15 protein-coding genes and 3 other annotated features are annotated in these 14717 nt (G+C 46.0%); of the genes, 12 read left to right on the top strand and 3 right to left on the bottom strand.

Annotation, left to right across the window (positions count from 1 at the left end; all coding sequences use genetic code 11):
• Positions 1-63: 63 nt before the first annotated feature.
• Positions 64-828 carry a hydrogen peroxide-dependent heme synthase gene (hemQ, locus tag NSU05_RS19105; protein WP_038429806.1) on the bottom strand — a complete coding sequence of 255 codons (765 nt, stop codon included), beginning with the start codon at positions 826-828 and terminating at the stop codon, positions 64-66.
• 269 nt (positions 829-1097) lie between these two features.
• Between hemQ and pta the strand changes: the two genes are divergently transcribed.
• From pta to NSU05_RS19085, 4 genes are all read left to right on the top strand, one after another.
• Positions 1098-2069, top strand: coding sequence for a phosphate acetyltransferase (pta, locus tag NSU05_RS19100; RefSeq protein WP_003235941.1), 972 nt, complete (start codon positions 1098-1100; stop codon positions 2067-2069).
• Between the two features lie 145 nt (positions 2070-2214).
• Positions 2215-3114 (top strand): cysJI operon transcriptional regulator CysL, encoded by a 900-nt coding sequence (gene cysL / locus NSU05_RS19095; protein WP_038429805.1) that lies wholly within the window; start codon positions 2215-2217, stop codon positions 3112-3114.
• Positions 3115-3162: 48 nt separating this feature from the next.
• Entirely contained in the window at positions 3163-4008 is an 846-nt protein-coding gene (gene ywfL, locus NSU05_RS19090) for an octanoyl-[GcvH]:protein N-octanoyltransferase (protein WP_003227511.1), read from the top strand.
• A gap of 167 nt (positions 4009-4175) precedes the next feature.
• Positions 4176-5066 (top strand): carboxylate/amino acid/amine transporter, encoded by an 891-nt coding sequence (locus tag NSU05_RS19085; RefSeq protein ID WP_038429804.1) that lies wholly within the window; start codon positions 4176-4178, stop codon positions 5064-5066.
• A gap of 143 nt (positions 5067-5209) precedes the next feature.
• On the opposite strand, the gene rsfA is transcribed toward NSU05_RS19085, so the two are convergent.
• Positions 5210-5986, bottom strand: coding sequence for a prespore-specific transcription regulator RsfA (rsfA, locus tag NSU05_RS19080; RefSeq protein ID WP_038429803.1), 777 nt, complete (start codon positions 5984-5986; stop codon positions 5210-5212).
• A 214-nt stretch (positions 5987-6200) separates the two neighbouring features.
• Here rsfA and NSU05_RS19075 point away from each other — a divergent pair, with 214 nt between their 5' ends.
• From NSU05_RS19075 to NSU05_RS19045, 7 genes are all read left to right on the top strand, one after another.
• Entirely contained in the window at positions 6201-6425 is a 225-nt protein-coding gene (locus NSU05_RS19075) for a DUF1450 domain-containing protein (RefSeq protein WP_003222050.1), read from the top strand.
• 161 nt (positions 6426-6586) lie between these two features.
• Positions 6587-7888, top strand: a complete 1302-nt coding sequence (locus NSU05_RS19070) for an HD domain-containing protein (protein ID WP_015250978.1) — start codon at positions 6587-6589, stop codon at positions 7886-7888.
• Positions 7889-7923: 35 nt separating this feature from the next.
• Positions 7924-8424: a YwgA family protein gene (locus NSU05_RS19065; protein ID WP_003227524.1), complete on the top strand. Its 501-nt coding sequence runs from the start codon at positions 7924-7926 to the stop codon at positions 8422-8424.
• Positions 8425-8535: 111 nt separating this feature from the next.
• Positions 8536-9006 carry an Rrf2 family transcriptional regulator gene (locus NSU05_RS19060; protein WP_038429802.1) on the top strand — a complete coding sequence of 157 codons (471 nt, stop codon included), beginning with the start codon at positions 8536-8538 and terminating at the stop codon, positions 9004-9006.
• Positions 9006-10415 (top strand): MFS transporter, encoded by a 1410-nt coding sequence (locus tag NSU05_RS19055; RefSeq protein ID WP_038429801.1) that lies wholly within the window; start codon positions 9006-9008, stop codon positions 10413-10415. The genes NSU05_RS19060 and NSU05_RS19055 overlap by 1 nt, the downstream gene beginning before the upstream one ends.
• 46 nt (positions 10416-10461) lie before the next feature.
• Positions 10462-10690: a binding site (T-box leader), on the top strand.
• A 33-nt stretch (positions 10691-10723) separates the two neighbouring features.
• Positions 10724-10945 (top strand) — a binding site (T-box leader).
• A gap of 31 nt (positions 10946-10976) precedes the next feature.
• Positions 10977-11198 (top strand) — a binding site (T-box leader).
• Positions 11199-11251: 53 nt separating this feature from the next.
• Positions 11252-13168: a threonine--tRNA ligase gene (gene thrS / locus NSU05_RS19050; protein ID WP_038429800.1), complete on the top strand. Its 1917-nt coding sequence runs from the start codon at positions 11252-11254 to the stop codon at positions 13166-13168.
• 119 nt (positions 13169-13287) lie between these two features.
• Positions 13288-13707, top strand: a complete 420-nt coding sequence (locus NSU05_RS19045) for a MarR family transcriptional regulator (protein WP_003227535.1) — start codon at positions 13288-13290, stop codon at positions 13705-13707.
• Between the two features lie 42 nt (positions 13708-13749).
• Here the strand turns inward: NSU05_RS19045 and NSU05_RS19040 are convergent, their stop codons facing one another.
• Positions 13750-13938, bottom strand: a complete 189-nt coding sequence (locus NSU05_RS19040) for a 2-hydroxymuconate tautomerase (RefSeq protein WP_003222038.1) — start codon at positions 13936-13938, stop codon at positions 13750-13752.
• Positions 13939-14046: 108 nt separating this feature from the next.
• Here NSU05_RS19040 and NSU05_RS19035 point away from each other — a divergent pair, with 108 nt between their 5' ends.
• The gene (locus NSU05_RS19035; RefSeq protein WP_003243167.1) at positions 14047-14706 is read left to right on the top strand and encodes a site-2 protease family protein; all 660 of its coding nucleotides are present in this window, start codon (positions 14047-14049) and stop codon (positions 14704-14706) included.
• Positions 14707-14717 lie beyond the last annotated feature (11 nt).

Here is a 14717-nt window from a genome sequence, read left to right as displayed (position 1 = left end):
TTTTATTTAAATTCTGATAAAGGAGGATTGAAAAACTCCCGCCGGATGGGCGGGAGGGGGATATTATACATATAGGAATTGAGGAAGTGTATCAAGCGAAAGGTGATTGCCGACAAAGAATGAACCAAATTCGCCATAGCGAGCGCTGACTTCGTCAAAACGCATTTCATACACTAACTTCTTGAATTGAAGGACATCATCGCTGAATAATGTAACGCCCCACTCGTAATCGTCAAAGCCGACAGAGCCGGTGATGATCTGTTTGACTTTGCCCGCATAGCTGCGGCCGATTAAACCGTGGCTTCTCATCAAGTTTCTGCGTTCCTCCATTGAAAGCATATACCAGTTGTCATTGCCGGATCTTCTTTTATCCATTGGATAGAAGCATACATATTTTGATTCCGGCAGTTCAGGGTAAAGGCGAGCGCGCACATGCGGATTTTCATAAGGATCGCCGTCACCGCTTGCCAAGTAGTTGCTCAGCTCTACCACTGATACGTAGGAGTATGCCGGAATGGTGAACTCAGCAAGTCTTGATTTGTTGAATTCAAGCTCAATTTGATTTAATTCTTCCATTGTAGGACGAAGGATCATCAGCATAAAATCAGCTTTTTGGCCGACGATGCTGTAAAGAGTTTGCGATCCTTTTCCTTCTTTTTGGGCTGCGCCCCATTTTTCAAGCAACCCGGTGAATTCATGTATGATAGATTGGCGCTCATCACTGGACAGAAGCTTCCAGGAAGCCCAATCCATTGTGCGGAAATCATGAAGCGCGTACCAGCCGTCAAGCGTTTTTGCCGCTTCATTCGTCATTTGCTGTTCACTCATTTATCTTCACTCCCATTATCTTTTCATGATTGCCTTCACTATACCATAGTTTATCCGATTCTACTGTGGAGAAACCTTGAACATCCCTTCCGTATAACTCCATCAAAATAGAAGAACCTATAAGGGAAGATTGAGTCACTTAAATTAGTTAGAAAAATAAGATTTTTTTATGAAAGCGCTATAATGGAAGTTGGCTGTTTGAATTTGATTGGAAGAAGAGTATGCTAGTAAAAGAAAGCGTTTTTGTAACTTTTTGAGGAGGTTTTATTGTGGCAGATTTATTTTCAACAGTGCAAGAAAAAGTAGCTGGAAAAGACGTTAAAATTGTATTTCCTGAAGGCTTAGACGAGCGTATTTTAGAAGCGGTCAGCAAGCTTGCAGGAAACAAAGTGCTGAATCCGATTGTGATCGGCAATGAAAATGAGATCCAAGCAAAAGCAAAAGAATTGAACCTTACGCTGGACGGCGTTAAGATTTATGATCCTCATACATATGAAGGCATGGAAGACCTTGTACAAGCATTTGTAGAACGCCGCAAAGGCAAAGCGACAGAAGAACAGGCTCGTAAAGCATTATTAGACGAGAACTACTTCGGTACAATGCTGGTGTATAAAGGCCTTGCAGACGGACTCGTAAGCGGAGCTGCTCACTCGACAGCTGACACTGTCCGCCCGGCTCTTCAAATCATCAAAACAAAAGAAGGCGTGAAAAAGACTTCAGGCGTGTTCATCATGGCTCGCGGAGAAGAGCAATACGTATTCGCAGATTGCGCGATCAACATTGCACCTGACAGCCAAGACCTTGCCGAGATTGCGATCGAAAGTGCCAATACGGCAAAAATGTTCGACATTGAGCCTCGCGTGGCAATGCTCAGCTTCTCTACAAAAGGCTCAGCAAAATCTGATGAAACAGAAAAAGTAGCGGATGCAGTGAAAATCGCGAAAGAAAAAGCGCCTGAACTGACACTTGACGGCGAATTCCAATTTGATGCTGCATTTGTTCCATCTGTAGCTGAGAAAAAAGCGCCGGATTCCGAGATCAAAGGGGACGCTAACGTATTCGTATTCCCAAGCCTTGAAGCAGGAAACATCGGCTATAAAATCGCTCAGCGTTTGGGCAACTTTGAAGCGGTAGGACCAATCCTGCAAGGTTTAAATATGCCTGTAAACGACCTTTCAAGAGGATGTAACGCTGAAGATGTTTACAATCTCGCATTAATTACAGCGGCGCAAGCACTGTAATAAAAATGAAGACGATGGCAGCTCTCGACCGAGGGCTGCCTTTTTTGCGCTTCCGTATAGCCTTCTTTACCAAGACGGATGATATGAGTACAATAAAGAAAACTAATCATAACCATATATTTCATTAATGACAGGGGTGGGGTTTTTGTATTACGACGTGCTGAAAACGTTTATAGCGGTGGTAGAAGAAAAAAACTTCACAAAAGCGGCAGAAAAGCTGATGATCTCCCAGCCCAGCGTCAGTCTGCATATCAAAAATCTTGAGAAAGAATTTCAAACCGCTCTTCTGAACAGGTCGCCAAAACACTTTACGACAACGCCGACAGGAGACATTTTATATCAAAGAGCAAAGCAAATGGTGTTTCTCTACGAACAAGCCAAGGCTGAAATCTATGCGCATCATCACTATGTGAAGGGTGAATTGAAAATAGCTGCAAGCTTTACAATCGGTGAGTATATTCTTCCGCCGCTATTGGCCCAGCTGCAAAAGCTGTATCCAGAGCTGAATCTAGATGTCATGATTGGCAATACAGAGGAGGTCAGCGAGCGTGTGCGGATGCTTCAGGCTGATATCGGGCTGATTGAAGGACATACAAACGAGAATGAGCTGGAAATTGAACCGTTCATGGAAGATGAAATGTGCATTGCCGCTCCAAATCAGCATCCGCTCGCCGGGCGGAAAGAGATTTCGATCAGCGATTTGCAGAACGAAGCGTGGGTGACAAGAGAGAAAGGCTCCGGGACGAGAGAATATCTTGATCATGTACTCAGTTCAAATGGACTTCGGCCGAAATCAATGTTCACCATCAGCAGCAATCAAGGTGTAAAGGAAGCGGTGATCAACGGCATGGGACTTTCGGTTCTATCCAGAAGCGTGCTGCATAAGGATTTGATCCACCGCGAAATTTCAATTCTGCATATTAAAGATTTCTCGTTAAAGCGCAAGCTGTCTTACATTCATTCTCCTCTCATGGAGAATACAAAAAATAAAGAAATTTTTCTTGCGATGCTGAAAAGCAATTATCAATCACAGCTGCTGAAATGATATAATAGTTTTCGTTCAATAAGCCTAACATGAAAGGGTTTTACATAGATGGCAAACCAACCGATTGATTTACTGATGCAGCCGAAATGGAGAGTCATTGACCAATCCAGTCTCGGCCCTTTATTTGATGCGAAGCAATCCTTCGCAATGGATGATACGCTGTGCATGTCCGTCGGAAAAGGCGTGTCGCCGGCGACAGCGCGTTCATGGGTGCACCACGATACAATTGTCCTTGGAATACAGGATACACGCCTCCCGTTTTTGCAGGATGGTATCTCCTTGCTGGAGAGCGAAGGATACCGTGTGATCGTACGCAATTCCGGCGGTCTTGCCGTCGTATTGGATGACGGTGTTTTAAATATCTCTCTCATATTCGAGGACGAAAAGAAAGGCATCGATATAGACAAAGGATATGAAGCGATGGTCGAGCTGATGAGACGAATGCTGAGACCGTACAACGCAAAGATCGAAGCCTATGAAATTGAAGGATCTTATTGTCCCGGCAGCTATGACCTCAGTATAAATGGCAAAAAGTTCGCCGGCATCTCTCAGAGACGCGTTCGCGGCGGAGTCGCTGTTCAAATTTATCTCTGTGCGGATAAAAGCGGCAGTGAAAGGGCCGACTTGATCAGACGATTCTATCAAGCGGCGCTGAAAGACAAACAAAACGATAAAAAAGGCGTCTATCCGGAAATACGTCCGGAAACGATGGCGTCCTTAAGTGAGCTTCTGCAAAAAGACATCTCCGTACAAGACTTAATGTTCGCTTTATTGACGGAATTAAAAGCGTTAAGCACTCATCTTTACTCTGCCGGACTGTCCATTGATGAGGAAATGGAATTTGAGAAAAACCTCGTCCGGATGGCTGAGCGGAATGCAAAGGTATTTGGGTGAACGTTCTTCGCATGCCGGCTGTATATGCCGGCATGCATTTTTTATGACAAGCGGCATTTTACCCCAATAATCTTATTTTCAGATAAATCCTTCTTACATACAGATAACCACGGCAAAAAGAAAAACGATAAAATGACATCAGCATCCATATTAAAGGGGAGAGGCAGATGAAAGGGAATATTTACAGCCTTTTTGTATTGATTGCGGCTTTTTTCTGGGGGACCACGGGAACCGTTCAGGCATTGGCTCCAGAAAGCGCCACACCGCTGGCATTTGGGGCGTTCAGGTTATTAATAGGAGGAAGCGCCATGCTGCTTGCGGTTTGGGTCAGCCGGGAGCTTCACGTGAAAAATTGGGCATGGCCGCTCGTATTTTTAGCCGCTGTTTGTATGGCGTGTTACCAGCCGCTGTTTTTCACAGCGGTTAAAGAAACGGGAATTGCAGTGGGAACTGTGATTGCCATCGGCAGTGCGCCTATCATTGCTGGGACCCTCGAATGGGCCGTATTGAAGAAACGCCCGCGAAACTCTTGGTGGATTGCGACTGTGCTGGCTTTAGCGGGTTGCTGGCTTCTGTTTTCCGACAGTTCCAATGTTCGGATTGATGTGGCTGGTGTTCTTATGGCGCTTGGAGCGGGTGCTTCTTTTGCAGGCTATACGCTCATCAGTAAAGCGATGATGAAAACCCAGCCTCCGCGAGCGACCTCCGCCGTTGTATTCATGATCAGCGCCATCTTGCTGACGCCGCTATTACGGCAGTCAGATATCTCGTGGATATGGACCCCTAGAGGACTGGGAACAAGCCTTTACATCGGGTTAATTGCAACATGTGCCGCATACTTTTTGTTTGCGAAAGGGCTTACCGGGGTTCCGGCCTCGGCGGCGGTCACGCTGTCTTTAGCGGAACCGCTGACGGCTTCATTGCTTGGCGTGTTTTTCATAGGGGAAATGCTTTCGCCTTCCTCGTGGCTGGGCATTGCGCTTATGATGCTGGGGCTTTTGGTCATTTCTGCTGCGCCTCGGAAACAAAAAACGGCCGAGGCAGCTCACATGTCTTAATAGATTCACATAAGCTTGGCCTCATTTTACAAGAATAGCTGATCCGGCTGCAAAATGAGGAAATTCTCTTTTCTCAATAGAAAAGAGGATTTTGTCCATGGCGAAAATCCCAAAACAGCTGCCCGTTTTGGGATTTTTCTATGTCATTCCGCTAATTTTTCTAAATTGCCGTTCCGGTCCATTTTGAAGGACGGAGAGGCATGTTCATCTTCTTCAAATAAAACTAGCTTTCTGGCTCTGTTCATAATTTTCACCAAGGTTTCATAATCTTCTTGGATCGTTTTTTGGTCTTTTTCAAGCTTTTGAACTTCTGCCTCTAGCTGCTCTGTTTTGTTTTGCAATTCCTGATTTTCTTTCTTTAAACGCTCGTTTTCCATTTTTAATGCTGATGATTGCTCGTGATTGCCTTCGTAATTCTGCAGGAAGCGGATCACATCATTCATCGTCATCTCAGGCGTAGCTGCAGGCGTTTGAGGAGACAATAAGTGTGATAGACTAGCTAACTCTTCCTTAAAGCTTTCATCAACAAAAGGCATATGTTCGCCAGACATTAAAGGTTGCTCATTTTCGACAGAAGGTGTTTCCGTTTTAACCGGCTCTTCTGCAGCGGTTTCTTGAATAATTTCAGGATCAACGGCAGGAGGCTGATATAATAATCTTTTTTTCGCGGGCTGCCCGTTTCCGAGCGCTCTCATCCGCTGTTTTCGTTGTTTCTTCGCAAGCTGGAGCGCTTTTTCATATTGATGGCGGACCACTGCGTTCCATCTGAATCCGCAGGCTGCGGATGTCCGGTTTAATTTATCGCCGACTTCTTCAAAGGCGTTCAGCTGAGTGCTGCCCTCCCTCACATGCCGAAGCACTGTTTCGGCTAAAAGCAGATCGTTTTCCTCTGACCAAGCGTCTTGTCGCTGTTTTGTCATTTATCTCAACTCCCATTTTTCTTTTCATGGTATTAGAATGTCCAGGTTGGAAAATATTTATACAAATTGGCTGAAAGAATAGGAGATACGAAGGATGGAGCGGCTTGCAGGAACAGTCGAATCCTTGTAAAATGAAGAGTGATGTGATTTTTTTTGAAACGTGATTTTAGGTTATTCACATAGATGAACATAGAAATGAAGGGAAGCGTACGTCATGGCTAATGAATTTCGAGTGTGTGATGATTGCCAAGCCACTAATATCAAAACATTGCTGCCGCGTTTGAAAGAAGTGGACCCGGACGCAAAGGTTGAGGTAGGATGCCAATCTTATTGCGGGCCCGGACGGAAAAAATCATTTGCTTTTGTGAACAATCGCCCGCTGTCAGCTCCGACAGAGGATGAGCTGATTGACAAAGTAAAAAAGAAAATAAAAAAGTAAAAACATATTTTTTCTTAGCCTCGGCCCTCAGGTCAGGCTTTTTTGCTTCACAAGATGTGTTTTTCATGAAGATGGAACAAATCGCCGGGCAAATTCAAGGATGTTTTCAAAGAATAGAGTCGATATAATAGAAACACGGCTAAAAAAAAGAGGGAATGACGATGGCGTATCCAAATGGAAAATTATCAGAAGAAAAAGTGTTTAAAGATCCGGTGCACCGCTATGTTCATGTTCGGGACAAGCTGATATGGGATTTAATCGGAACCCGTGAATTTCAGCGTCTCCGCAGAATTAAGCAGCTCGGCACGACCTATTTGACGTTCCATGGGGCTGAGCACAGCCGGTTCAACCATTCTCTCGGTGTCTATGAAATTGTCAGAAGAATGGTTGATGACGTCTTTAAAGGCCGCCCTGAATGGGATGACAGTGAGCGTGAACTCTGTTTGGCCGCGGCACTGCTTCATGACCTCGGGCACGGGCCGTTCTCGCATTCATTTGAAAAGGTCTTTCACCTTGACCACGAGGATTTTACGAGAGGTATCATTTTGGGAGACACGGAGGTTAATCAGGTGCTCAGAAAGGTGAGCCCGGGTTTCCCTCAGGATGTTGCTGAAGTCATTGCCAAAACATATAAAAACAAGCAAGTGGTCAGCCTGATTTCGAGTCAGATTGACGCAGACCGCATGGATTACCTCCAGCGCGACGCATATTATACGGGCGTCAGCTACGGCCATTTTGATATGGAGCGGATTCTTCGGGTGATGCGGCCGCGCGAGGATCAGATCGTCATTAAAGAAAGCGGAATGCACGCTGTCGAAGACTATATCATGAGCCGTTACCAAATGTACTGGCAGGTCTACTTCCATCCTGTGACCAGAAGTGCAGAGGTCATTTTAACGAAGATTCTTCACAGGGCGAAGCAGCTGCACGATGAAGGCTATGTCTTCACTCACGCTCCGGTTCATTTCTATTCTATTTTTGAAGGGAAATTGACACTGGAGGATTATGTAAAGCTGGATGAATCTATTATTTTGTATTACTTCCAGGCCTGGGAGGATGAAGAAGACGCGATTTTATCCGACTTGTGCCGCAGATTCATTAACCGCCAGCTTTTCCAATACGTTGAATTCAATCCGAATGAAGAAATGTCGGCTTATTTTGAGCTGACTTCATTGTTCAAAGAGGCGGGGATCGATCCGAGCTATTATTTGGTCGTTGATTCTTCATCAGATCTGCCATACGATTTTTACCGACCGGGAGAGGAAGAGGAGCGTCTGCCGATCCATCTCTTGACGCAAAACGGCCAAATTAAAGAGCTGTCCAGACAGTCGGCTATTGTGGAATCCATCTCAGGTAAACGGCGGACGGACCACAAGCTGTACTATCCAAAGGACTTGATTTGTGACGGCTCTAAACATCCGGAAGCGAAAATGAAAATCCGGCAGCTGCTGGGACTGACATAGAAATTGGAAAGAAGGAAAAAGGAGATGTCGGGAATTTGTTGAAAGAACATGCAAAACTGATGAAGGTGTTCTCGGATTCTGGAGAAATCATCGGGCGAAAGAAGCTGCAGAAAATGATTTATATCGCCAAGAAAATGCAGTTTCCTTTCTATGAGAAATATGATTTTCACTTTTACGGACCATATTCAGAGGAACTGACGCTCCAGATTGAAGAGCTGTGCAACCTTGGATTTCTGCATGAGGTGAAGGAAAAAAAGGGCGGCTACTTTCAATACCGGTATTCGCTGACTGAGACAGGCTCCGCATTTTTAGACCATGCTGATCTGGACATGCCGGATATGAAAGGCTATATCGACAGTGTAAACAGCCGTTCTTCACGGTTTTTAGAGCTGGTTTCCACGATCCTTTACTTTGACGGGCTTGAGGATGAGGAAAAGAAAGAAAAAGTCTTTACCATCAAAAGTAAGCAAAAATATACAAATGAAGAATATGACGAAGCGCTTCAATACATAGAGGAACTGAAGCAGATTTGTTAACCATACCAAGCAAAAGAAATGAATCGTTTCTTTTGCTTTTTTTATTGACAAAAGCTGCTAAGAGATTCATTATGGATAATAGTTATCCATAATGAATCAGGAGTGAATAGGATGAAAATGAAATCAGGAATGGAGCAGGCGGTTTCTGTGCTGCTTTTACTGTCACGGCTGCCGGTACAGGCAGCCTTGACGTCAGAGGCTATAAGCCAGCGATTGCGCGTGTCTCCGTCTTACTTGAAGAAGCTGATGAGAACATTGGTTCAAGCAGGTTTGGCAGAATCCTTGCCAGGGACGAAGGGCGGTTTTACCCTGACGAAGCCTTTGGCTGACATTACGCTTTATGATGTTTATCAAGCGGTCGAAGGCAGAGGTTCGATGTATCAGGGGAAAGGCCTGCTGCAATCTGTATTTGAGGGTGAAAGTCACTGTGTGCTGGAGACAGTCATGGGGGAAATCGAGGATAAATGGTCCAATCTTATGAGAGAAGAATCCTTGCAGCATGTTATGGACAGAGTCGGGGAATTGTATGATCTTGAAAAAATAGATGATTGGGTAATCAAGCAAGTGAAAGGGCAATTGTAATGAAAAATAGCGGGTCTATACAAGAATCAACATCATCAACAGGCATATCCGTGCTGATCGTGCTCGCACTTGGTTTCCTCATGGCAACTCTTGATGTGACCGTTGTAAATGTGGCGATGACTGATATGAAAAACACTCTTTCAATGTCACTTTCAGGTGTAACGTGGGTTGTGGACGGGTACATTCTTACTTTTGCGTCGCTTCTGCTGGCGGGCGGAGCCTTGGCTGACCGTTTCGGCTCGAAGACGATCTATATCTTGGGTCTAGCCGTTTTTGTTCTGGCCTCCTGTCTATGCGCTGCATCTATAAATGGGCAGATGCTGATTGCCGGACGTCTCATACAGGGAATTGGGGCAGCATTGTTTATGCCAAGCTCACTCAGCCTTTTGGCTGCCTCTTACCCTGATGAGCGGGCGCGGGCGAGAATGTTTGGACTGTGGGCCGCGCTTGTTTCCGCCGCTTCAGGCCTTGGGCCCTTTATCGGGGGAGTGCTGGTACAGTTGGCGGGCTGGCAGAGTATTTTTCTGATCAATGTGCCAATAGGGGCTGCTGCGCTCATTTCAGCTTACCGAATCCTAAGCCGCGTCCCGGGAAAAAACGGCCGCGTGAACATCACCGGGCATCTGCTTGGCATGATGGCTCTCGGGTTTCTTTCCTATGCTTTGATACAGGGGCCTTCAGCGGGCTGGCGCTCGCCAGTGATTCTTGTAGCATTTACTGCAGCGATTTTGGCATTTGTGCTGTTTTTGCTGCGGGAAATTTCTGCAAAAGCACCCATCCTGCCGGCGTCCTTATACAAAAACGGCCGCTTCTCAGCTGCCCAATTTATCGGGTTTTTGCTGAATTTCGCCCTTTTTGGCGGCATGTTTATGCTCAGCCTTTTTTTGCAGGAAGCAGGAGGGGCAAGTTCCTTTATGGCTGGAGTGGAGCTGCTGCCGATGATGGCGGTCTTCGTGATCGGCAATCTGCTGTTTGCCCGTCTGGCGAATCGGTTTGAAGCCGGTCAGCTTATGTTTGTATCAATGGCGGTCAGCTGTATCATTGCATTGCTGTTGTTTGTGCTGATTTCTCCGGATTTTCCTTATTGGCAGCTGGCGGTGTTGATGTCTGTTATGAACCTCTGTACCGGTATTACAGTTCCTGCCATGACAACTGTGATCATGCAGGCTGCCGGGCAAAGACATGCGAATATCGCCGGTGCGGCGTTAAATGCAAACCGGCAAATCGGAGCCTTGGTCGGCGTAGCGATAACCGGGGTGATCATTCATCTGTCCGCCACTTGGTATGCCGGTGCCGGGTTTACATTTTTGATGATGGGGGCGGCATACAGCCTCGCTGCATTGCTTGTATGGCTGTTTCTGGCTGCCCATAACGGAACTGCTGCGTCAGAAAAAAATGTAAATCACTGATTGCGCTTTGTGGGAATATATAGTAAGATATAAAAAATTATTGAAACAACAGGCACTGATAAGGACACGAGATGCTTTTTACGGTTTCCAGAGAGGGAAGGACAGCTGAGATCTTCCTAACGCAGGGAAAGCAGCTTACCGCCTTTGAGCCGTATCGGGGAAAACAAGTATCTGATACCGTCATGCTGCGTTACAGCATCTTTAAGCCGATCACCATGTGTAATTGATCGGGAATTTGGGTGGAACCACGGATGATCAACACATTCGTCCCTTTTAGAGGGATGGGTGTGTTTTTTTATATGAACTACATAAATGCGTTGAAAAGGACACGAATGATAGTTACGGTTTTCAGAGAGGGAAGGAAAGGTGAGAGCTTCCCAGCTTAGGAATATCATTTACCGCCTTGGAGCAGCATTGGGGAACTGAAGTATCCAATGCCGTTTATGCTGCGTTATAGCACCGAGCCGACAACATAGTATTTGTCGGGAACTTGGGTGGAACCACGGGTTAATCACACACTCGTCCCTATCTGCGGGACGGGTGTGTTTTTTTATGAATTGAATACATGCGATGAAAAGGACATGAATGATAGTTACGGTTTTCAGAGAGGGAAGGAAAGGTGAGAGCTTCCCAGCTTAGGAATATCATTTACCGCCTTGGAGCAGCATTGGGGAACTGAAGTAACCAATGCCGTCTATGCTGCGTTACAGCACCGAGCCGACAATATCGTATTTGTCGGGAACTTGGGTGGAACCACGGGTTAATCACACACTCGTCCCTATCTGCGGGACGGGTGTGTTTTTTTATATACAACAATGAATAAGGAGTGTTCTAAAATGAGTAAACATGTGCACATTCAGCTTCCGGACGGACAGAACCAGGAATATCCGAAAGGCATCACAATCAAAGAAGCGGCTGGTTCTATCAGTTCCAGTCTGCAAAAGAAGGCTGCCGCAGGTCAGGTCAACGGCAAGCTTGTTGATCTCAGCTTTAAGCTGGAGGAAGATGCTGAGCTTTCGATTGTCACACTCGATTCACAAGAAGGCTTGCAGGTGCTTCGCCACACAACAGCGCACGTGCTGGCCCAAGCAGTAAAACGGCTGTACGGCGAAGTGTCATTGGGGGTAGGGCCTGTGATTTTAGACGGCTTCTACTATGACATGAAGCTGGGGAAAAGCTTGGCATCAGGAGACTTAGAGGCCATCGAAAAAGAAATGAAAAACATAATAAATGAGAACCTTGAAATCAAACGTATAGAGGTTTCTTACGAAGAGGCTGAAGAGGTGTTTGCACAAAAAGACGAGCGGCTCAAGCTTGAGATTTTAAAGGATATTCCGCGCGGGGAGGATATCACATTGTACCAGCAAGGGGAATTCGTTGACCTGTGCCGCGGGCCGCATCTTCCTTCTACAGGGATGATCAAGGCGTTCAAACTGACAAGAGTATCAGGCGCTTATTGGCGCGGAGACAGCAAAAATGAAGTCCTGCAGCGGGTGTACGGGGTTGCGTTTCAAAAGAAAAAAGATTTGGATGCGCACCTGCATATGCTGGAAGAAGCGGCAAAACGAGACCATCGCAAGCTCGGCAAACAGTTAGGGCTGTTTATGTTTTCTGAAGAAGCGCCGGGGATGCCGTTTTATTTGCCGAAAGGGCAGATTGTCCGCAATGAGCTGGAGCGCTTCTCGCGTGAGCTGCAAACAAATGCCGGCTACGATGAGGTGCGTACGCCGTTTATGATGAATCAGCGGTTATGGGAGCAGTCAGGCCATTGGGACCATTATCGCGACAATATGTACTTTTCAGAAGTGGATGATACAAGATTCGCAATGAAGCCGATGAATTGCCCCGGCCACATGCTCATTTTTAAAAACAGCCTGTATTCTTATCGGGATCTGCCAATTCGCATGGCGGAATTCGGACAGGTGCACCGCCATGAATACAGCGGCGCTTTAAACGGAATGCTTCGCGTTCGGACGTTCTGTCAGGATGACGCCCATATTTTCGTTCGGGAGGATCAGATTGAGAGTGAGATCAAAGAAGCGATTCGGCTGATTGATGAGGTATATCGGACATTTGGTTTCGAGTATTCAGTTGAGCTTTCGACTCGCCCGGAGGATTCATTAGGCGATGACAGCCTTTGGGAAGCGTCGGAACGTGCCTTAGCACGCGTCCTTGAGGAGCTTGGCCTCTCTTATGAGATCAATGAAGGTGATGGGGCGTTTTACGGGCCGAAAATTGATTTCCACATAAAAGATGCCCTGAAACGGAGCCACCAATGTGCGACAATTCAGCTTGATTTTCAAATGCCGGAAAAATTTGATTTAACATATATCAACGAACTCAATGAGAAGGTTCGTCCCGTTGTCATCCACAGAGCGGTTTTCGGCTCGATCGACCGTTTCTTCGGTATTTTGATCGAGCATTACGGCGGGGCTTTCCCAGTCTGGCTCGCACCGGTCCAGGTTCAAATCATACCGGTTTCGCACGTTCACTTAGACTATTGCAGAAAGGTGCAGGCGGAGCTGAAGCAGGCGGGGATAAGAGCCGGCATTGATGAGCGCAATGAGAAGCTCGGCTATAAAATCAGAGAATCGCAGGTGCAGAAAATCCCGTACGTGCTGGTGCTTGGAGATCATGAGGAGCAGGAGAATGCGGTAAACGTCCGCCAATTCGGACATCAGCAGAGTGAACACGTTCCTTTCCAAACTTTTAAAGATAAACTTGTCAAACAGGTGGAAAATCGAGGCATGTAGGATAAAAGCTGTGAATTCACATTTTGCTTTTTTGACTTTCCCTATTCGGAATCAGTAAAATAATAAGTAAATCATATCGTTCGTATGTTATGAATGCATCTCGAAATGGGGAAATTGACATGGACCATGACAAACTGGAAGCAAATTTGCTGGATCACGCACTTACAAAATATTTGAAAAGCACGAAGCAATTAGATGAAGCCACCGTTCCGAAACACGTGAATAATGTAAGAGGGTTTATTCTGCGGATCATATACAGACATGGGAGCTGCACCATAAAGGATATTTTGAAGGAGGTCACACTGTCTCCCTCTGCCACGACCACAGCTCTGAATCATTTAGAGCAGGAAGGGTTTATTGAGAGATCCAGAAATAACAATGACCGCCGCACTGTATGGATTACGCTTTCTGAATCGGGCCGGGGAGCGGCTGAACAAATGATCGAAAACCGCCAGCAGCTGATTGACGGCATGTTTGAACGTTTAACAGCCGAAGAGAAAGAGACGTTCTTGGCGATTATTGCGAAGCTGGCTCAATAGGGATAATAAAAGCCGATGCGCGAAGCGCCGGCTTTATAGAGATTATTCCATATCGCTCAGGCGTTTGCCTGCGACGGCATAATGGTCTTTTCTCATTTCTTCTATAAAGACAACAATTTTTTCTTCAGAAGCACCGGTTGTTTCCTTTACGGCTTCTGTTACTTTCTCGACAAGATTGCGTTTTTGCTCGTCTGTACGGCCTTCGAGCATTTTGACAGTTACGTATGGCATGGGTGCTGAATCCTCCTTTATCTCGTTTCCTCTCTTTAGAAAAAGAGGCTTCTTATAGTATACTGAATAAAGTAAATTCTTGCATTTTGAGAAAGAGGGATATCTCACTTGGACCGTTTTTTATATTATCCGTTATCTTTAATGCCATACCTCGTCATCACGCTAATTGTGTCGTTTACGATGCACGAGCTTGCCCACGCTTATGTCGCATACAAATTCGGTGACGATACGGCGAAAAAACAAGGAAGACTGACGCTGAATCCCATTAAACACCTTGATCCGTTCGGAACCATTTTGATTTTGGTGGCCGGCTTCGGGTGGGCGCGCCCCATTCCCGTGAATCGACGCTTCTTTAAGAAGCCTCGGCTTGCCGGTGTGCTCGTATCTATAGCCGGGCCCGTCAGTAACCTGATTCTTGCGTTTATTGGTTTCTTTTTGTTAGTGTTGATGCATGCGTACGGAATGGAAATGCTTGCGGCGTTCAGCACGGGGCTGGATCAGTTTTTTTCTATTTGGATACAGCTGAATCTTGTCTTGTTTTTATTTAATCTGCTGCCGCTTCCTCCGCTCGATGGCTATCGAATTATAGAAGATCTCGTTCCGCCGGGCGTGCGTGCCAAAATGACGCAGGCGGAGAGCTACGGCTTTATCGTATTTTTGGTGCTGTTTGTGACACCGCTAGGATCTTACGTGCTGTGGCCGATGCTCAATGCAGGAAGAGATTCGATTTTAAAGCTGTTTTCAGCGATATTTCAACCGCTTTTGTAGGAGGTAGAACT

The organism is Bacillus sp. EU52 (genome assembly GCF_037964975.1).
GTDB lineage: Bacteria > Bacillota > Bacilli > Bacillales > Bacillaceae > Bacillus > Bacillus subtilis.
This window is presented reverse-complemented; position numbering and strand designations above follow the sequence as displayed.